We start from the raw sequence: 16,399 nt of genomic DNA on the forward strand, positions 1-16,399 counted from the left end.
ATTTCCTGGATATCGATCGTTTCGGGCTGCACTAAAGGCGCCGTGGCTTTGGCGGAAGAACCGCCAGGAAACCGGGCGCGGCCGGACAGAGGATCGGGGAACCGCGGATTATAGCTTTTTTTTCAGCGCGGCCTCATCGGCCTTGTTCAGCTTGCCAGCGGCGCGAGCGGCCTCGATCAGTTCGGGGCGCCGCGCGGCCGTGATGGCCAGGCGCTGGTCGCGCCGCCAGCGCTCGATCTGCGCATGGTGGCCCGACAGCAGCGGCGCCGGTACGCCCTGCCCGTTCCACTGCTCGGGCCGCGTGTAGTGCGGACAGTCGAGCAGGCCGTCGAGCGCCGGATTGAAGCTGTCCTGCACGTGGCTGGCCTCGTCGCCCAGCACGCCGGGTTGCAGCCGGGCCACGGCGTCGAGCAACGCCATCGCCGCGATCTCGCCACCCGACAGCACGAAGTCGCCGAGGCTGATCTGGTGCGTGACGCGCGCATCGATGAAGCGCTGGTCGATGCCCTCGTAGCGGCCACAGACCAGCACCGCGCCCTCGCTCGCCGACCAACGCTCGACCGCCTCATGGCGCAGCGCCTCGCCGATCGGCGAGAACAGCACCACCGGCGCCGGTGCGCCGCGTGCCGCCAGCGCGGCATCGAGGCACGCCGTCAGGGGCTCGGCCATCATCACCATGCCGGGACCGCCGCCGAAGGGGCGGTCGTCGACGCGCTTGTAGTTGCCCTGCGCGAAATCGCGCGGGTTCCACAGCACGACCTCGACCTGCTTCGATTCGTAGGCGCGACGCGTCACGCCGCTGGCCATGAAAGGCGCGAACAGTTCGGGAAAAAGCGTGAGGACGTCGAAGCGCATGCGCGCGCGGCCCGGGTCAGAACTCGGGTTGCCAGTCGACCGTGATGAGGCGGCCGGGCAGGTCGACCTTGTCGACGAAGACCGAGACGAACGGCACCATGCGCTCGATCGTCTTGCCGTCTTCTTCGGCCGTCAGCACCAGCGTGGTCTGCGGGCCGGTGGCGAGCAACTCGCGCACCGCGCCGAGCACAACGCCTTCGCGGTTGACGACCGACAGGCCGATCAGGTCGACCCAGTAGTACTCGTCGTCGCCGGCGGTCGGAAAGCTCGAGCGCGGCACGAACACGCGCGCGCCGCGCAGGGCCTCGGCCGCATTGCGGTCGGGCACATCCTCGGACGAGGCGACGATGCAGTCGGAATGTTCTTTGGCTTCGCGAACCGCGAGCCGGAAAGCGGCAGAGGTGGAGGCTCCGGGAGCCTGCAGGAACCAGCGCTTGGAAGAAAAAAGCGCCTCGGGTTGGGCGCTGTGGGGCAGGACCTTGAACCAGCCCTTGATGCCCCAGGCATCGGCGATGCGTCCGACCTCGATCGCATCCGCCGGCAGTTCGGCGGCTTCGAGTGTGGGCAGCATCGCCGTGCGGGCGGCTTAGGCGGCCGCCTTGGGGGCCGCAGCAGCGGCTTGCTTGATCAGGCGCAGCACCGTGGGCGACGCCTGGGCACCGACGCCCGTCCAGTACGCGAGGCGGTCCTGGGCGATGCGGATGCTTTCTTCGTTTTCCTTGGCGGCCGGGTTGTAGAAACCCAGGCGCTCGATGAAGCGACCATCGCGGCGAACGCGCTTGTCCGACACGACGATGTTGAAGAACGGACGGCCTTTGGAGCCGCCGCGGGAGAGTCGAATGACGACCATGATTTATCCTTGGGTGGTCAGCGAGCCAGTTCAAATAGAAAGAGGCCCGCTCACGATGTTCTTCCAGCGTCGAGACACGCGACATGGCCACCCGGCCAGCGCACGCTGAAAAGCCCACGATTATAGCCCGACCCGGGTTTTTCTCCGAATTCCGGCCCCGTGCCGCCTGCCCCACCCGCATGACTCCCACCATCCGCCCCAGCCGCGACGAAGACATCGCAGCCATCACGGCCATCTATGCCCACCACGTGCTGCACGGCACCGGCACCTTCGAAACCGAGCCTCCGTCCGAGGCCGACATGGCCTCCCGGCGTGCCGACGTGCTGGGCAAGAACCTGCCCTACCTCGTGGCCGAAGCCAACGGCGAAGTGTTGGGTTTTGCCTACTGCAACTGGTTCAAGCCCCGCCCGGCCTACCGGTTTTCAGCCGAAGACTCGATCTACATGTCCGAGGCCGCACGCGGCAAGGGCCTGGGCACGCAGCTGCTCGCGGCGCTCTCGCAGGCGGCCGAAGCGGTCGGCGTGCGCAAGCTGATCGCCGTGATCGGCGATTCGGCCAACGTCGGTTCGGTCGGCGTGCACCGCAGCCAGGGCTTCACGCACGTGGGCGTGCTGAAAGACTGCGGCTGGAAGTTCGACGCCTGGCGCGATGTGGTCCTGATGGAAAAAGTGCTCGGCGAAGGCAGCCGCACAAAACCCGAATGAAGACGAAGATGAAAAGCAAAACCGTGGCCGCCTGGCTCTCCTTCCTCGGTGGCCCGCTGGGCCTGCACCGCTTCTACCTGCGCGGCATGGGCGACTGGCTCGGCTGGCTGCTGCCCATTCCCACCGCGCTGGGCATCTACGGCATCGAGCGCTTGCGCATGTACGGCGTGGACGACGGTGTGAGCTGGGCGCTGATTCCGCTGCTCGGTTTCACGATCGCGGGCTGCGCGTTGATGGCCATCATCTACGGCCTGATGACGCCCGAGAAGTGGAATGCCCGCTTCAACGCCGGCGCGACGCCCGACGCCGCACCGGGCCAGACCAACTGGCTCACGATCGGTGCCGTGGTCGCTTCTCTGTTCTTCGGCAGCTCGATCCTGATGGCGAGCATCGTGTACAGCTTCCAGCACTACTTCGAACACCAGATCGAAGAAGGCCGCAAGATTTCACAGTAACTGTTGCTCGCCCCCAGGCTGCGCGCACTTCGTGTCGCTTCGCCAACCCCGACCGGGGGCGGGCCGGCCGCTTCGGGCGGCCGTGCGCGGCGGCCCCACGAATGAAGAAGAGACAGCGCGCGCTGATTCAGCGACTTAGAAAATCTGCCAGCTGAACCAGTAAGCCATCGCCGCGACGAAGGCAGAGGCGGGAATGGTCAGGACCCAGGCCCAGACGATGTTCCCCGCCACGCCCCAGCGCACCGCGCTCGCGCGCTGAGTGGCACCGACGCCGACGATGGCGCCCGTGATGGTGTGGGTGGTCGACACCGGAATGCCCAGCGCAGTGGCCAGGAACAGCGTCAGCGCCCCGCCGGTCTCGGCGCAGAAGCCGCCCACGGGCTTGAGCTTGGTGATCTTCTGGCCCATGGTCTTCACGATGCGCCAGCCGCCGAACATGGTGCCCAGCGCAATCGCGGCGTAGCAGCTCACGATGACCCAGGTCGGCGGCACCGCGTCGCTGGTCGAGGCATAACCGGTGGCGATCAGCAGCATCCAGATGATGCCGATGGTCTTCTGCGCATCGTTGCCGCCGTGGCCCAGGCTGTAGGCACCGGCCGAGACCAGCTGCAATCGCCTGAACCATCGGTCCACGCGCGACGGCGTGGCGCGCCGGAAGCCCCAGGCCACCACGATCATCATCAGCGAGCCCAGCAGGAAGCCCAGCAGCGGCGACACGAAGATGAAGGCCACGGTCTTCCAGATGCCGGAAGCCACGAGGCCGCTGGTGCCCGTCTTGGCGATCACGGCCCCCACGATGCCGCCGATCAACGCATGCGACGAGCTGCTCGGGATGCCGTAGTACCAGGTGACGAGGTTCCAGCTGATCGCGCCGATGAGCGCCCCGAACACCACGTGCACGTCGACCACGCCGGGCTGGGCGATGCCCTTGCCCACGGTGGCCGCCACGCTCAGGTGGAAGACGAAGATCGCGATCAGGTTGAAGAAAGCCGCGAACACCACGGCCTGCCCCGGCTTGAGCACGCCGGTGGAGACCACCGTCGCGATCGAATTGGCGGCATCGTGGAAGCCGTTCATGAAGTCGAACAGGATCGCGAGCGCGACCAGCACCACCACCACCCAGAGGGCGACCTGCACCGTTGTCATCGGCTGCTACCCGCTCAGGAATTCTCGAGGACGATGCCCTCGATCACGTTGGCCACGTCCTCGCACTTGTCGGTGATCGTCTCGAGCAGCTCGTAGATCGCCTTGAGCTTGATGACCTCGCGCACGTCCGGCTCTTCGCGGAACAGCTTGCTCATGGCGCTGCGCATCACGCGGTCGGCGTCGGATTCGAGGCGGTCGATTTCCTCGCAGGTCTTGAGCGTGGCCTCGGCCACGGCCGGGTCGGCGATCTTGCCGAGGTACTTGACGGCGTCCTTGAGGCGGTCGCAGCACTTCACGCTCAGGGCCGTGAGGCGCACGATCTCGTCGGTCATGTGGCGCACGTCGTACAGCGCCATGGTCTCTGCCGAGTCCTGGATCAGGTCGGCCACGTCGTCCATCGTGTTGATGAGCTTGTGGATCTGCTCGCGGTCGATGGGCGTGATGAAGGTCTTGTGGATCAGGCGGTTGACGTCGTGCGTCACGCGGTCGGCGGCGCGCTCGGCGTTGTCGACATCGCGGTTGTACTGTTCACGCAGATGCACGTCCGCATAGTTGGCGACGAGTTGCTCGAAAGCACGCGCCGCCTCCACGATGCGCTCGGCATGCTGGTTGAACATTTCAAAAAAATTGCCCTCTCGGGGCAGCAGCTTGCCGAACATGGAAAAACTCCTGGGACGCGCCAATCACAATTTCATGACGCCTTCGTGAAAACCTGCCGAGTTTAACGGGCGCGACCGGAACGACCGGTCGGGCCGACCTTCGGGCCCCTGCCCTGCAAGCCCACTCAGGCCGGCAACCGCAGCACCGGCAGGTGCCAGCCGCCGTAGATGCCGCCCAGCCGCAGCGCCACGATCAGCCCCACGCCCGCATGGCCGGCCGCCAGTGCCCCACTGACCGCGAAGACCGCCACACCGGCGAGATCGAGGACGTAGAGCAGCGGCACGACCGTCAGACGATGCGCTTGACCACCTGGCCCGTGACACGCGCCAGCGCGGCACGCGGCACCTTGTCGGGTGCGATTTCGGCGAGCGGCTTCAGCACGAAGGCGCGCTCGCGCATGCGGGGGTGCGGCAGGGTCAGCGCCGGCGTGTCGATCACCGAATTGCCGTGCATCAGCAGATCGAGGTCGAGCGTGCGCGGCGCATTGGGAAAGGGTCGCTCACGGCCAGCCAGCGTCTCGAGGCGTTGCAATGCCACCAGGAACTGCTCGGCATCGAGGCCAGTGCGCACGGCGACCACGGCGTTGATGAAATCGGGGCCTTCGGCATCCACCGGCTCGCTGCGATACAGCGACGACCGGGCCGTGACCTGGGTGCGCTGGAGCGCGCCGATCGCGGCCATGGCGGCCTTCACGGCCGCCTCGGCATCGCCCAGGTTGGCGCCGATGGCAACGAAGGCCTGCACGGTCGGGTAGTCCTCACGCGGACCGCGCGGACGACGCACGGGGGCTCCGGCGGGGGCGCGGCGCGCGGGTGGACCGCTTCTGGCGCCGGCCGTTGAAGACGATGACGGCTTGGCGCCGCCCGCACGCGGCGGTGCGGGCTTCTTGCCCGCTGTCTTGGCCGCCGCTTTGCCCACAGCTTTGGCTGCGGGCATCTTCTTGCCGTCCTTCGGCCGGTCGGGCGCACTCATTCGCCAGCGGCGCTCCCGCCGCCCTCGCTGCCGCCACCACCGCTACCGCCGCCCACCGGGCGCGGCTTGCGCCGGCGCTTGCGCTTGCGCGGGGCCGCCGCTTCGCCATCCGGCGGCACGGCGTCGGCCTCGACGTCGAGACCGTCGCCATCGTCCGACTCGGCTTCGGCCTGTTGTTTCTGGCGCGCCGGTTGCTCGCTGCGCGGCTTGGGCGCAGCCACCGGATCGCGCACGCGCACGCGCTGGCGCACCTTCTGTTCTTCGCGAACCTGTTCGAGCAGGTCCTGGCGGCGCAGGTCGTCGGCGGTGCTGAACTCTTGCCACCATTCGGCGATGGCTTCGCCGACCTCGCCCACGTCGGCACGCAGGCGCATGAAGTCGAAGGCGGCGCGAAAGCGCGCCTGCTCGACCAGGCTGTAGGGCGTGGAGCCGGTGCGCTTGTCGAAGCGCGGCTGCATCATCCAGATCTCGCGCATGTCGGCGGCCAGCTTGCCGCGGCCCGACACGTCGCCGATGCGCGAATTGAACACGTCGTCGATGGCGTCCTGCAGCGCCGGGAACGGCGGCTGCGGGCGCTGGCCGTGGCGGCCTTCCTGGCGCTGGGCCCAGCCGTCGCGCACATCGGCCCACAGCACGCAGGCCAGCAGAAAGCTGGGCGCCACGGGCTTGCCTTCGCCGACACGGCGGTCGGTGTCCTGCAGGGCGGCCTTCACGAAGGGCTGGTCGGCGCGCTCCACCACCACGTCGAGCAGCGGATAGATGCCGGTGGCGAGCCCCAGCTTGCGCAGTTGCTCGATCGTGGCGATGGCGTGGCCGGTCTGCAGCAGCTTGAGCATCTCGTCGAACATGCGGCTTTGCGGCACGTCGGCCAGCAGCTTGCTCGACTCGATCAGCGGCGCGGCGGTCTTGGCTTCCATCTTGAAACCGAGCGCCGCGAGCTTGGCCGAGAAGCGGATGGCGCGAATGATGCGCACCGGGTCTTCGCGGTAGCGCGTGACCGGGTCGCCGATCATGCGCAGCGTGAGCTTCTGGGCGTCCTTGATGCCGTTGTGATAGTCGACCACGACCTGGTTGGCCGGGTCGTAGTACATGGCGTTCACGGTGAAGTCGCGGCGCGCCGCGTCTTCTTCCTGCGGGCCCCAGACGTTGTCGCGCAGCACGCGGCCGCTGGCGTCCACGGCGTGCTTCATGCTCGCGAGCTCGCCCTTGCTGGTGCGTTCGTTGCCGGCCACCTGCTCGGCGGCGGCGTTGTCCATGTAGGCGCGGAAGGTCGAGACCTCGATCACCTCGTGCTCGCGGCCCCGGCCGTACACCACGTGCACGATGCGAAAGCGCCGGCCGATGATGAAGGCGCGACGGAACAGCGACTTGACCTGCTCGGGCGTGGCGTTGGTGGCCACGTCGAAATCTTTCGGGCGCAGGCCCAGCAGCAGGTCGCGCACCGCGCCGCCGACCACGTAGGCCTCGTAGCCCGCCTGCTGCAGCGTGGTGACCACGTTCTTCGCGCGTTCGTCGACCAGGGCGGGATCGATCTTGTGAACCTCTGCCGGCACCTCCTGGCGCTTGCCGAAGCGGCTCTTGCCCTGTGCGCTGCCGGCGGACTTGCCGAGCAGCTTGTCGATGAATTTCTTGATCATTGGTTGTTTTTCGAGGAGAAGCAGGCGCTTCTTCTTATTTATTCGCTTATTCGTTTTCGAGCATGGAGCGGATCAGCGGAATGGTGATCGCGCGTTGGGTCTGCAGTGCGTAGCCGTCGAGCTGCGACAGCAGCTCCATCAGGCTGCCGAGGTCGCGGCTGAAGCGGTGCAGCATGAAGTCGAGCACGTCGTCGGACAGCATCACGCCACGCGCGTCGGCCGCCTGGCGCAGCACCGCGCGGCGTTCGCTTTCGCTCAGCACCTGCAGGTGGAACACATGGCCCCAGCCGAGGCGGGTGCGCAGGTCTTCGCGCAGCGGCAGGTCGGCCGGCGGCAAGGCGCCGGCGGCGACCACGCCGCGCTGCAGGGTCTGGGCGTTGACAAACCAGTTGAAGGCCGCGTGCTGCTGCACCGCGGTGTAGAGGTGGACGTCGTCGAGCAGGACGGCGCCCCAGCGCTCGTCGAACTCGGGCGGCTCCAGCAGGCCGGCATGCAGCCAGCCCACGCTGGCGCCCTGCTCGGCCAGCGCAACGCGCACGGATTCGAGCAGGTGGGTCTTGCCACTGCCGCTGTCGCCCCAGAGGTAGGTCGGCACCGGCGAGTGCAGCGCGGGGCTGCCGTCGGCACCGCCCACCCACACTTGCAGGTGTCGCAGCGCCGCCTCGTTGGGGCCGGCAAAAAAGGCGTCGAAGCTGGGGCCCGTCGCAATGCCGATATCGAGCGCGAGCTGTTTCATCCCGGGAAGGTTCATGGAGGGGGCCCGGAGGGCCCTTAAAATCGTGAGGAATTCTATCGGCCCGGCCGCCTCGGTCGCCGGCGCCTCCCCTGCCCGCCCTTCCTCGCCGCTTCGCAACCCTTTCGCTCCTTCTTCTCGACACCGCCCGCCCATGACCTCCTCCACGCCCACCCCGCTCAGCTACAAGGACGCCGGTGTCGACATCGACGCAGGCGACGCCCTGATTGACCGCATCAAGCCCCTGGCGAAGAAAACCATGCGCGAAGGCGTGCTGGCCGGCATCGGCGGCTTCGGCGCGCTCTTCGAAGTGCCCAAGCGCTACACCGAGCCGGTGCTGGTGAGCGGCACCGACGGCGTGGGCACCAAGCTCAAGCTGGCGTTCGAATGGAACATGCACGACACGGTCGGCATCGACCTCGTGGCCATGAGCGTCAACGACGTGCTGGTGCAGGGCGCCGAGCCCCTGTTCTTCCTCGACTACTTCGCCTGCGGCAAGCTCGACGTGGACACGGCCGCGGCCGTCATCGGCGGCATCGCCCGCGGCTGCGAACTCTCGGGTTGCGCCCTCATCGGCGGCGAGACCGCCGAAATGCCCGGTATGTACCCGGCCGGCGAGTACGACCTGGCGGGCTTTGCGGTCGGCGCGGTCGAAAAGTCGAAGATCCTCACCGGCCAGAACGTCAAGCCCGGCGACGTGGTGCTGGGCCTGGCCTCGGCCGGGGTGCATTCCAACGGCTTCAGCCTCGTGCGCAAGGTCATCGAGCGCGCTGGCGCCGACCTGCCCGCCACCCTCGACGGCAAGCCCTTCCGCAACGCCGTGATGGAACCCACTCACCTGTACGTGAAGCCCGTGCTCGAAGCGCTGGGCAAGCACCCGATCAAGGCGCTGGCCCACATCACCGGCGGCGGCCTGCTCGAGAACATCCCGCGCGTGCTGCCCGAAGGCACGGCCGCCCACCTCCAGAAGGGCAGTTGGCCGCAGACCGAGCTGTTCGCCTGGCTGCAGAAGGTGGCAGGCATCGACGACATCGAGATGAACCGCACCTTCAACAACGGCATCGGCATGGTCGTGGTGATCGACGCGGCCGAAGCCGCCGCCTGCGCCGCCACGCTGCGCGCGGCCGGTGAGTCGGTCCACGAGATCGGCGTGATCGCCGAGCGCGGCGACGGCGCGGCCGTGGTCGTCGCCTGACCGCGCGCCCGTTCTTTTTTCTTTTTCTCACCGCACGCCCCGCTCCCCGGATGGCCACGCCGCTGCCCGACGCCACCCTCGCCGCCCCGCCCCAAGTGCCCCAGGCGCCCCAGGCCGCAACCTCCCGCCACGTGGTCGTGGCCAGCTACCTGCTGATGCTCGCGGGGCTGATGCTCGTGATGTGGCAGCACCTGCTGCCGGGGTTGCTGTGCGTGTGCATCGGCTTCCTGGTCGCGCGCTGGTTCACCCGGCTGCTGGGCGGCTGGCTGTCGCGCCTGAAACCCCTGCGTTCCGGCGCCGACAGCCTGGCCCGGGTGGTGGCGGTCACGCTGGTGCTGCTCGGCCCGATCGGCCTGGGCACGCTGGGGTTCTCGCAGGCACGCGAGTACGTGCTCGATGCGCCCGATCAGTACCGCGAACTGCTTGATTACACGGCCCGCACGGTGCTCGAGCTGCGCTCCAAGCTGCCGCCCGACATCGCCGTCTACCTGCCCGAGGGCGCGGCCGAGGTGCAGCGCATCGTCGCCAACTACCTGCGCACGCAGGCGGGCTCGCTCGCCATGGCCGGGCGCGCCTGGCTGGGCGGGCTGCTGTTCGCCTATGTGGGCCTGATCATCGGCGCGCTGGCCGCCGTGGCGCCGCCGCCGGCCCAGCGCCGGCCGCTGGCGCAGCAGATGTTCCAGCGCATCAGCACCTTCGGCGAGGCCTTCGGCCAGATCGTCGCGGCGCAGTTCTGGATCGCGGCCTTCAACACGCTGCTGACCGCGATCTTCCTGCTGTTCCTGATGCCGCTGTGGGGCCTCGAGCTGCCCTACACGCCCGCACTCATCACCCTGACCTTCGTCGCCGGGCTGGTGCCGATCGTCGGCAACCTGGTCTGCAACTCGGTGATCACGCTGGTGGCGCTGTCGGTGTCGCCGGTCACGGCCGCGGCCTGCCTGGGCTTCCTGATCCTGATCCACAAGGCCGAGTACGTCATCAACGCCAAGGTGGTCGGCGCGCGCACGCAGATGCGCGTGTGGGAGCTGCTGTCGGTGATGTTCGTGGCCGAAGCGGTGTTCGGCCCGGCCGGGCTGGTGGCGGCACCGCTGTACTACGCGTACCTGAAAAAAGAACTGCACGCGGGCGGCCTGGTCTAGAGCCCGCTTGATGTCCTGATCTGATCGGTTCCGGTCCGCTTCGGCGCGGACGAACCGCTGGCGGCGCCCAAGAATAGGCGGCATCATCCACTTTGCCTTGCCCGCCACCGCCATGACCACCTGTCTGATTGTGATCGACGCCCAGGAATCGTTCCGCCACCGCCCGTACTGGAACGCCGCCCTGCTCGCGCCCTACCTCGACGCCCAGAACGCGCTGATCGCCGGCGCCGTGGCGGCCGGACTGCCGGTGGTGCGCGTGTTCCACGTCGATGCGCCGCAGGATGCATCGAATCCCTTCGCGCTCGAATCGGGCCATGTGCGCCCGATTGACGGCCTCGCGCCCTTCGAGGCGGCCGCCACCTTCACCAAGTACCGCCACAGCGCGCTGGTCAACAGCGGGCTCGATGTGTGGCTCACGCAGCACGGCATTCGCCGCCTGATCGTGAGCGGCATCCGCACCGAGCAATGCTGCGAAACCACCACGCGCCACGCCTCGGACCTGGGCTGGGAGGTCGACTACGTGACCGACGCCACCCTCACCTTCGACATGGTGCAGCCCGACGGCCGCCCGCTGTCCGCCGCCGACATCAAGGCACGCACCGCGACCGTGCTGGACGGGCGCTTCGCCACGGTCTGCGGCGTGGCGCAGGCGTTGGCGCGCGCCACCGAAAGCGTGACTGCATGACCCCGTTGCGCGTGCGCATCCTGGCCTACGACGGCGTCGAGGCGCTGGACTTTGCCGGCCCCTTCGAGGTCTTCACCACCGCCGCGCGCGTCCACCAGCGCCTGCAGCCGGGTGCGCCCGCGCCGTTCGAGGTCGCCTCGGTCGCCTACGCCCGCACCGCAGAGCTCGTTCAGGCGCGCGCCGGCCTGCGGCTGCTCGCCGACCACACGCTGGCCGACGCTGCAGCAGCCGCCGATGTGCTCGTCGTCCCCGGCGGCGTGGTCGATGGGCCGATGGCAAGCCCCGACACCCTGCGCTGGATCGTGCAGTGCGCGGCCCACGCGCAACTCGTCGCCTCGGTCTGCACCGGCGTCTTCCTGCTCGCACAAGCTGGCGTGGTGACGCGCGAAGCGGTCACCACGCACTGGGAAGACCTCGCCGACCTGCGCACGCAGTTTCCGCAGCTCGACGTGCGCGAAGGCGTGCGCTGGGTCGACACCGGCCGCGTCGTCAGCTCGGCGGGCATCAGCGCAGGCATCGACATGAGCCTGCACCTGGTCGAGCGCCTGGCCGGACGCGAACTGGCCGAGCGCACCGCGCGCCAGATGGACTACGCATGGACCCGCAACGAGACCCCATCCGCGTAGTTTTCGTGCTCCTGCCCGACAGCCTGGTGCTCGACTGGGCCGGGCCGGCCGAGGCGCTGCGCATTGCCAACCAGCGGCTGCGCGCGGCAGGCCAGCCTGAGCGCTTTGTTATCGAGTTCGCGGGGCCGCGGCCCAGCATGAAGGGCTCGGTCGGCGTTGCGCTGTCAGGGCTGGCGCCGCTGCCGACGCAGTGGGACGGCCCCGGCTGGGTGGTGCTGGTCGGCCTGCCGGGCGACACCATCGCGACCGACAGCCCCGAGGCACAGGACCTGCTGCACTGGCTTCGCGGCCAGCGCTTCACGCGCGGCGGCGTCGAGCTGGTCACGGTCTGCGCGGGCGCCCTGCTCGCGGCGCATGCGGGCGCGCTCGCGGGCCGGCGCGTCACCACGCATCACCATCACCTGGACGAGCTGCGCGCCGTGGAGCCGCGCTGCGAGGTGGTGAGCAACCGCGTCTTCGTGCTCGACCCGCCTGTCTACAGCAGCGCGGGCGTCACCACGGGCATCGACCTCATGCTGCACCGCATCGCCGACACCTGCGGCGAGGCGCTGGCGGCCCAGGTGGCGCAGACGATGGTGGTGGCGCTGCGGCGCGGCCCACACGACCCGGAGCTGTCGCCCTTTCTCGCCTACCGCAACCACCTGCACGCGGCGCTGCACCGGGTGCAGGACGCGGTCAGCGAGCAACCGCAGGCCGACTGGAGCGTGCCGCGCATGGCCGAGGTCGCCCACACCTCGGCGCGGCACCTCACGCGGCTGTTCGTCGAGCATGCGGGCGTGGCGCCGCTGACCTACCTGCGCCAGCTGCGGCTGGCCGCCGCGCAACTGGCCCTGGCCTCGGGCGCCAGCGTGACGCGGGCGGCGGAGCTGTCGGGCTTCGGCTCGGACACGCAGCTGCGCCGGGCGTGGCATCAGTTCGGATTGCCCGGGTCGCCTTCCGCGGGCACGTCAGCACCCGTTCGTTAAGGCTTGTCGCCGCAGGCGTCGGCGCGCGCCCGCAGCAGCGCCTGCTCGCGCGTGTTGCGCGTGAGCGAGGCGGCGCGCTGGAACTCGCGGCGCGCCTCGTCGTGGCGGCCGAGCTTGAAGAGCAGGTCACCGCGCACGGTCGGCAGCAGGTGGTAGCCCTTCAGCGCGGGCTCGTCCCTCAGCGCATCGACCACCGCCAGCCCGGCCGCCGGCCCGAAGGCCATCGACAGTGCGACCGCGCGGTTGAGCTCGACGACGGGCGACGGCGACAGCGCGGCCAGCGCGTCGTACAGCGCCGCGATGCGCACCCAGTCGGTCTCGCCCGCGGTGCGCGCGCGTGCGTGGCAGGCGGCGATGGCGGCCTGCAGCGCGTAGGGGCCGAGCGCGCCGCCCAGCGACTCGGCACGCGCCAGCGCCGCGAGGCCCCGGCGGATCAACAGCTGGTCCCAGCGCGCGCGGTTCTGGTCGAGCAGCAGCACCGGCTCGCCCGAGACGCCGACGCGCGCGGTGGTGCGCGAGGCTTGGATTTCCATCAGCGCGACCAGCCCGTGCACCTCGGCTTCGCCGGGCACCAGCTCGGCCACGATGCGGCCCAGGCGCAGGGCCTCGTCGCACAGCGTGGGGCGCATCCAGTCGTCGCCGGCGGTGGCCGAATAGCCTTCGTTGAAGATCAGGTAGAGCACCTCGAGCACCGAGGCCAGCCGGGCTTCGAGTTCGTGGCGGCGTGGCACCTCGAAGGGCACGCGCGCCTCCGCCAGCGTGCGCTTGGCGCGCACGATGCGCTGCGCCACGGTGGCCTCGGGCACGAGGAAGGCGCGTGCGATCTCGTCGGTCGCGAGGCCGCCCATCAGCCGCAAGGTGAGCGCCACGCGCGCCTCGGTCGAGAGCACCGGGTGGCAGGCGGTGAACACGAGGCGCAGCAGGTCGTCGCCGATGTCGTCGTCGAGCGACGCATCCACGGCCTGCGCGAAATCGGCCTGCGCCATGGTGTGCAGCGCGTCGAGTTCGCGGCCGATCTCGGGCGCCTTGCGCTCGGCCAGCTGCACGTGGCGCAGGCGGTCGAGGGCGCGGTGCTTGGCCACCTGCGTGAGCCAGGCGGCGGGGTTGTCGGGCAGGCCCTCGACGGGCCATTGCTCGAGCGCGGCCACCAGTGCGTCCTGCGCCAGTTCTTCGGCCAGGCCCACGTCGCGCACCTTGCGCGCGAGCGTGGCGATGATCTTCGCGGACTCGATGCGCCAGACCGCCTCGATGGCGCGGTGGATGGCGGCGGGGCCCCGGTCGTCGCTCATGCGACCCCTCCGATCGACACGCCGGATAGCATGCGGCCATGACACCACGCCTCGTCTTGTTGAGCCTGGGTTTCGCGTTCGGCCTCGCCTGCGGCGGCGTCCGGGCGGATGGCCCCGCAGTGGAACGCAACAGCCTGGGCATGGCCTTCGTGCGATTGCCGGCCGGCAATTTCCTCATGGGCAGCGACGAGGCGCCGGAGGCCCTGGCACGCGACTACCCCGCGTTGCCGAAGGAGCGCTTCACCCAGCTGGCCGACGAAGGGCCGGTGCACAACGTGCGCATCACGCGCGCGTTCTGGATGGGGCAGCACGAGGTGACGGTGGGCCAGTTCCGGCGCTTCCTCGAAGCCTCGGGCCATGTGCCCGAATCGGTGGCCGACGGCACGGGCGGCTACGGCTGGCGTGCCGACTACGACCCCGCCACCACGCGGCGCGGCGACGCCTTCGAAGGCCGCGACCCGCGCTACTCGTGGCGCAACCCGGGCTTCGCGCAGGACAACAACCACCCGGTCGTCAACGTGAGCTGGAACGACGCGCAGGCGCTGGCCGCATGGCTGAGCAAGACGGAAGGCCGGCGCTACCGCCTGCCGACCGAGGCCGAGTGGGAGTACGCCTGCCGCGCCGGCACGCGCACGCGCTACAGCACGGGGGACGGTCCGGCCACGCTGCTGCGCGGAGCCAATGTGTTCGACACACGCAGCGCCGCCCATTGGCCGCGCTGGCGCGCGATGGCGCTCGCGGGTGACGACGGCTTTGCCTTCACCGCCCCGGTCGGCAGCTTCGCGCCGAACGCCTGGGGCCTCTACGACATGCACGGCAATGCGTGGGAATGGGTGGCCGACTGGCATGGCGACGAATACTACGCGCGCGCACCGGTCGACGACCCCCAGGGCCCGGCCACGGGCACCGTGCGGGTGCGCCGCGGGGGCTCCTGGCACACCTGGGCTTTCTATGCCCGCTCGTCCTACCGCAACTGGAATGCGCCGAGCACGCGCTACACGCTCGTGGGCATTCGGCTGGTGCGGGAAGACTGATCAGGTGAAAGTGCCGCTCACTTCTTCAGCGTCTGCTGCATCGACGTGAACTCGCTCGCCACGTCCTGCACCTCGGGCGAGAAGTCTTCCATCTCCTGCACCTGCCGGATCTCGATGACCTCGTTCTCGCTGCCCGGGCAGCGGCTCGCCCATTCGATGGCTTCGGCGCGCGAGGCGACATCGATCAGCCAGTAGCCGCCCAGCACTTCCTTGACCTCGGCGAAGGGGCCGTCGACCACCTTCGGCTTGCCGCCCGGAAAGCTCACGCGCGCGCCCATCGACGGCGGGTGCAGGCCCTCGCAGCCGATCAGCACGCCGGCCTTCTGCAGGGACTCGTTGAAAGCCATCATCGACCCCACGCGTTCGACGTCGTCGGGCACGGTGCCGGGCGCCGCGCTTTCGTAGCCGTGGGGAATCATCAGCATCATGAATCGCATGGTCGTTTCTCCTTTGAAGGATGGACGGGGTTCAGCGGCCGGCCTTGGCGGCCGACTCGGCGCGCAGGCGGTCTTCCTGCGTCAGTAGCTCGGGCGTCATGGCCTCGCCGAAATCGGTGGCCTCGAAGACCTGGCGGATCTCGATCTCGCCTTCCTGGAACGGGCTGCGCTTGATCCACTCGATGGCCTCTTCCTTCGACTTGACCTGCAGCAGCCAGAAGCCCGCGAGCAGCTCCTTGGTCTCGGTGAAGGGGCCGTCGATGACGGTGCGCTTCTTGCCTTCGCAGCGCACGCGCGCGCCCTTGGACGACGGGTGCAGCCCCTCGCCCGCCAGCAGCACGCCGGCCTTGACCAGTTCTTCGTTGAACCGGCCCATCTCGGTCAACAGCTCGGTGCTCGGCATCACGCCGGCTTCGGAATCGGGGCTCGCCTTGACCAGAACCATGAATCGCATGTCGTTTCTCCTGTGGGTTGATGAGGGTCGGGAGGCGCAGGAATCTGCGCGCCTCCTGTTCACACGTCGCACGAGCGGACAGCGGATCGACACGGCCGCGTCGATCGGCTTGTAATTTTGTGTGTCAGAGATAGCCGCAGAACCGCAGCACGTGGCCGTCGGGTTCGCGGATCGCGAATTCGCGCAGGCCCCAGGGCTGGGACGTGGGCGGCTCGATCACGGTCACGCCGCGCTTCACATACGCGGCATGCAGGCCGTCGATGTCCTTGCCGACGTGGATCACGATTTCGCCGCGCCAGGGCCGGGCTTCGCGGCTGCCGCATTGCCACAGGCGCAGGTACACGGGGTCGCCGTAGCTGCGGTCGCCCTTCTTCACGCGGGCGTAGCTGGGCGGCTCGCCGGCGATGAAGTCGATCTCGAAACCCAGCACCTCGGAAAACCAGCGCGCGGCGCGCGACACGTCGGACACCGGCAACACCGGCTGCACGCCGTGGAATTCGTGCAGCGTGCCCAGGTCGGGCGGCGCCGCGCCCACGCCGGTGCGGGTGTCGGTCATGGGGTTG

At 69.1% G+C, this 16,399-nt stretch carries 21 protein-coding genes; 8 read left to right on the forward strand and 13 right to left on the reverse strand.

All coding sequences use genetic code 11. The features are described 5' to 3' along the window. Nucleotides 1-108: 108 nt before the first annotated feature. Genes trmD through rpsP form a run of 3 tightly spaced genes read right to left on the reverse strand, consistent with a single transcriptional unit; the run spans nucleotide 109 to nucleotide 1,705 of the window. A complete protein-coding gene (gene trmD / locus RZE79_RS23350) occupies nucleotides 109-855 on the reverse strand; it encodes a tRNA (guanosine(37)-N1)-methyltransferase TrmD (RefSeq protein ID WP_319357044.1) in 747 nt (248 codons plus the stop codon). 16 nt (nucleotides 856-871) lie between these two features. Then, nucleotides 872-1,426, reverse strand: coding sequence for a ribosome maturation factor RimM (gene rimM / locus RZE79_RS23355; protein ID WP_319357045.1), 555 nt, complete (start codon nucleotides 1,424-1,426; stop codon nucleotides 872-874). 15 nt (nucleotides 1,427-1,441) lie between these two features. Next, nucleotides 1,442-1,705, reverse strand: coding sequence for a 30S ribosomal protein S16 (gene rpsP, locus RZE79_RS23360; protein ID WP_153282546.1), 264 nt, complete (start codon nucleotides 1,703-1,705; stop codon nucleotides 1,442-1,444). Nucleotides 1,706-1,884: 179 nt separating this feature from the next. Between rpsP and RZE79_RS23365 the strand changes: the two genes are divergently transcribed. Together RZE79_RS23365 and RZE79_RS23370 are read left to right on the forward strand one after the other, a co-directional pair. Beyond that, nucleotides 1,885-2,409 (forward strand): GNAT family N-acetyltransferase, encoded by a 525-nt coding sequence (locus tag RZE79_RS23365; protein WP_319357046.1) that lies wholly within the window; start codon nucleotides 1,885-1,887, stop codon nucleotides 2,407-2,409. 8 nt (nucleotides 2,410-2,417) lie between these two features. Further along, nucleotides 2,418-2,864 carry a hypothetical protein gene (locus tag RZE79_RS23370; RefSeq protein WP_319357047.1) on the forward strand — a complete coding sequence of 149 codons (447 nt, stop codon included), beginning with the start codon at nucleotides 2,418-2,420 and terminating at the stop codon, nucleotides 2,862-2,864. Between the two features lie 135 nt (nucleotides 2,865-2,999). On the opposite strand, the gene RZE79_RS23375 is transcribed toward RZE79_RS23370, so the two are convergent. The 6 genes from RZE79_RS23375 to hda form a co-directional block, all read right to left on the reverse strand. Continuing rightward, on the reverse strand, nucleotides 3,000-4,010 hold the full coding sequence (locus RZE79_RS23375; RefSeq protein WP_153282544.1) for an inorganic phosphate transporter: 1,011 nt from the start codon (nucleotides 4,008-4,010) through the stop codon (nucleotides 3,000-3,002). 14 nt (nucleotides 4,011-4,024) lie between these two features. Then, the gene (locus tag RZE79_RS23380; protein WP_099791791.1) at nucleotides 4,025-4,669 is read right to left on the reverse strand and encodes a DUF47 domain-containing protein; all 645 of its coding nucleotides are present in this window, start codon (nucleotides 4,667-4,669) and stop codon (nucleotides 4,025-4,027) included. Nucleotides 4,670-4,794: 125 nt separating this feature from the next. Further along, nucleotides 4,795-4,953 (reverse strand): TRIC cation channel family protein, encoded by a 159-nt coding sequence (locus RZE79_RS23385; protein WP_319357048.1) that lies wholly within the window; start codon nucleotides 4,951-4,953, stop codon nucleotides 4,795-4,797. 5 nt (nucleotides 4,954-4,958) lie between these two features. Next, on the reverse strand, nucleotides 4,959-5,642 hold the full coding sequence (gene folK, locus RZE79_RS23390) for a 2-amino-4-hydroxy-6-hydroxymethyldihydropteridine diphosphokinase (protein WP_319357049.1): 684 nt from the start codon (nucleotides 5,640-5,642) through the stop codon (nucleotides 4,959-4,961). Then, entirely contained in the window at nucleotides 5,639-7,279 is a 1,641-nt protein-coding gene (pcnB, locus tag RZE79_RS23395) for a polynucleotide adenylyltransferase PcnB (protein WP_319357050.1), read from the reverse strand. Before pcnB ends, folK begins: the two co-directional genes overlap by 4 nt. A gap of 46 nt (nucleotides 7,280-7,325) precedes the next feature. Then, nucleotides 7,326-8,015, reverse strand: a complete 690-nt coding sequence (hda, locus tag RZE79_RS23400; RefSeq protein WP_056571899.1) for a DnaA regulatory inactivator Hda — start codon at nucleotides 8,013-8,015, stop codon at nucleotides 7,326-7,328. 151 nt (nucleotides 8,016-8,166) lie between these two features. Here hda and purM point away from each other — a divergent pair, with 151 nt between their 5' ends. The 5 genes from purM to RZE79_RS23425 all read left to right on the forward strand — a co-directional run bounded on the left by purM (nucleotide 8,167) and on the right by RZE79_RS23425 (nucleotide 12,622). Further along, complete coding sequence (purM, locus tag RZE79_RS23405; RefSeq protein WP_319357051.1) at nucleotides 8,167-9,207, forward strand: phosphoribosylformylglycinamidine cyclo-ligase; 1,041 nt, start codon at nucleotides 8,167-8,169, stop codon at nucleotides 9,205-9,207. A 50-nt stretch (nucleotides 9,208-9,257) separates the two neighbouring features. Beyond that, nucleotides 9,258-10,346 (forward strand): AI-2E family transporter, encoded by a 1,089-nt coding sequence (locus tag RZE79_RS23410; protein WP_319357052.1) that lies wholly within the window; start codon nucleotides 9,258-9,260, stop codon nucleotides 10,344-10,346. Nucleotides 10,347-10,458: 112 nt separating this feature from the next. Further along, a complete protein-coding gene (locus RZE79_RS23415; protein WP_319357053.1) occupies nucleotides 10,459-11,031 on the forward strand; it encodes an isochorismatase family protein in 573 nt (190 codons plus the stop codon). Beyond that, nucleotides 11,028-11,657 (forward strand): DJ-1/PfpI family protein, encoded by a 630-nt coding sequence (locus RZE79_RS23420; protein WP_319357054.1) that lies wholly within the window; start codon nucleotides 11,028-11,030, stop codon nucleotides 11,655-11,657. Before RZE79_RS23415 ends, RZE79_RS23420 begins: the two co-directional genes overlap by 4 nt. After that, nucleotides 11,627-12,622 carry a helix-turn-helix domain-containing protein gene (locus RZE79_RS23425; RefSeq protein ID WP_319357055.1) on the forward strand — a complete coding sequence of 332 codons (996 nt, stop codon included), beginning with the start codon at nucleotides 11,627-11,629 and terminating at the stop codon, nucleotides 12,620-12,622. The genes RZE79_RS23420 and RZE79_RS23425 overlap by 31 nt, the downstream gene beginning before the upstream one ends. Here the strand turns inward: RZE79_RS23425 and RZE79_RS23430 are convergent. After that, nucleotides 12,619-13,911: an RNA polymerase sigma factor gene (locus tag RZE79_RS23430; protein WP_319357056.1), complete on the reverse strand. Its 1,293-nt coding sequence runs from the start codon at nucleotides 13,909-13,911 to the stop codon at nucleotides 12,619-12,621. The two genes, RZE79_RS23425 and RZE79_RS23430, sit on opposite strands and share 4 nt — an antisense overlap. Nucleotides 13,912-13,949: 38 nt before the next feature. Here RZE79_RS23430 and RZE79_RS23435 point away from each other — a divergent pair, with 38 nt between their 5' ends. After that, on the forward strand, nucleotides 13,950-14,945 hold the full coding sequence (locus RZE79_RS23435) for a formylglycine-generating enzyme family protein (RefSeq protein WP_373696500.1): 996 nt from the start codon (nucleotides 13,950-13,952) through the stop codon (nucleotides 14,943-14,945). 17 nt (nucleotides 14,946-14,962) lie between these two features. Here the strand turns inward: RZE79_RS23435 and RZE79_RS23440 are convergent, their stop codons facing one another. The 3 genes from RZE79_RS23440 to RZE79_RS23450 all read right to left on the reverse strand — a co-directional run bounded on the left by RZE79_RS23440 (nucleotide 14,963) and on the right by RZE79_RS23450 (nucleotide 16,392). Beyond that, nucleotides 14,963-15,382, reverse strand: coding sequence for a YciI family protein (locus RZE79_RS23440; protein WP_319357057.1), 420 nt, complete (start codon nucleotides 15,380-15,382; stop codon nucleotides 14,963-14,965). A 31-nt stretch (nucleotides 15,383-15,413) separates the two neighbouring features. Further along, the gene (locus RZE79_RS23445; RefSeq protein ID WP_319357058.1) at nucleotides 15,414-15,836 is read right to left on the reverse strand and encodes a YciI family protein; all 423 of its coding nucleotides are present in this window, start codon (nucleotides 15,834-15,836) and stop codon (nucleotides 15,414-15,416) included. 124 nt (nucleotides 15,837-15,960) lie between these two features. Continuing rightward, nucleotides 15,961-16,392, reverse strand: a complete 432-nt coding sequence (locus RZE79_RS23450; protein WP_319357059.1) for a VOC family protein — start codon at nucleotides 16,390-16,392, stop codon at nucleotides 15,961-15,963. Nucleotides 16,393-16,399: the final 7 nt, after the last annotated feature.

The organism is Variovorax sp. EBFNA2, assembly GCF_033802765.1.
In the GTDB taxonomy this organism is placed as follows: Bacteria; Pseudomonadota; Gammaproteobacteria; order Burkholderiales; family Burkholderiaceae_C; genus Variovorax; species Variovorax paradoxus_H.

Excerpts from the sequence above, each read along its gene's own strand:
- trmD (WP_319357044.1), bottom strand. The coding sequence starts at position 855 with ATGCGCTTCGACGTCCTCACGCTTTTTCCCGAACTGTTCGCGCCTTTC.
- rimM (WP_319357045.1), bottom strand. The coding sequence starts at position 1,426 with ATGCTGCCCACACTCGAAGCCGCCGAACTGCCGGCGGATGCGATCGAG.
- rpsP (WP_153282546.1), bottom strand. The coding sequence starts at position 1,705 with ATGGTCGTCATTCGACTCTCCCGCGGCGGCTCCAAAGGCCGTCCGTTC.
- RZE79_RS23365 (WP_319357046.1), top strand. The coding sequence starts at position 1,885 with ATGACTCCCACCATCCGCCCCAGCCGCGACGAAGACATCGCAGCCATC.
- RZE79_RS23370 (WP_319357047.1), top strand. The coding sequence starts at position 2,418 with ATGAAAAGCAAAACCGTGGCCGCCTGGCTCTCCTTCCTCGGTGGCCCG.
- RZE79_RS23375 (WP_153282544.1), bottom strand. The coding sequence starts at position 4,010 with ATGACAACGGTGCAGGTCGCCCTCTGGGTGGTGGTGGTGCTGGTCGCG.
- RZE79_RS23380 (WP_099791791.1), bottom strand. The coding sequence starts at position 4,669 with ATGTTCGGCAAGCTGCTGCCCCGAGAGGGCAATTTTTTTGAAATGTTC.
- folK (WP_319357049.1), bottom strand. The coding sequence starts at position 5,642 with ATGAGTGCGCCCGACCGGCCGAAGGACGGCAAGAAGATGCCCGCAGCC.
- pcnB (WP_319357050.1), bottom strand. The coding sequence starts at position 7,279 with ATGATCAAGAAATTCATCGACAAGCTGCTCGGCAAGTCCGCCGGCAGC.
- hda (WP_056571899.1), bottom strand. The coding sequence starts at position 8,015 with ATGAAACAGCTCGCGCTCGATATCGGCATTGCGACGGGCCCCAGCTTC.
- purM (WP_319357051.1), top strand. The coding sequence starts at position 8,167 with ATGACCTCCTCCACGCCCACCCCGCTCAGCTACAAGGACGCCGGTGTC.
- RZE79_RS23410 (WP_319357052.1), top strand. The coding sequence starts at position 9,258 with ATGGCCACGCCGCTGCCCGACGCCACCCTCGCCGCCCCGCCCCAAGTG.
- RZE79_RS23415 (WP_319357053.1), top strand. The coding sequence starts at position 10,459 with ATGACCACCTGTCTGATTGTGATCGACGCCCAGGAATCGTTCCGCCAC.
- RZE79_RS23420 (WP_319357054.1), top strand. The coding sequence starts at position 11,028 with ATGACCCCGTTGCGCGTGCGCATCCTGGCCTACGACGGCGTCGAGGCG.
- RZE79_RS23425 (WP_319357055.1), top strand. The coding sequence starts at position 11,627 with ATGGACCCGCAACGAGACCCCATCCGCGTAGTTTTCGTGCTCCTGCCC.
- RZE79_RS23430 (WP_319357056.1), bottom strand. The coding sequence starts at position 13,911 with ATGAGCGACGACCGGGGCCCCGCCGCCATCCACCGCGCCATCGAGGCG.
- RZE79_RS23435 (WP_373696500.1), top strand. The coding sequence starts at position 13,950 with ATGACACCACGCCTCGTCTTGTTGAGCCTGGGTTTCGCGTTCGGCCTC.
- RZE79_RS23440 (WP_319357057.1), bottom strand. The coding sequence starts at position 15,382 with ATGCGATTCATGATGCTGATGATTCCCCACGGCTACGAAAGCGCGGCG.
- RZE79_RS23445 (WP_319357058.1), bottom strand. The coding sequence starts at position 15,836 with ATGCGATTCATGGTTCTGGTCAAGGCGAGCCCCGATTCCGAAGCCGGC.
- RZE79_RS23450 (WP_319357059.1), bottom strand. The coding sequence starts at position 16,392 with ATGACCGACACCCGCACCGGCGTGGGCGCGGCGCCGCCCGACCTGGGC.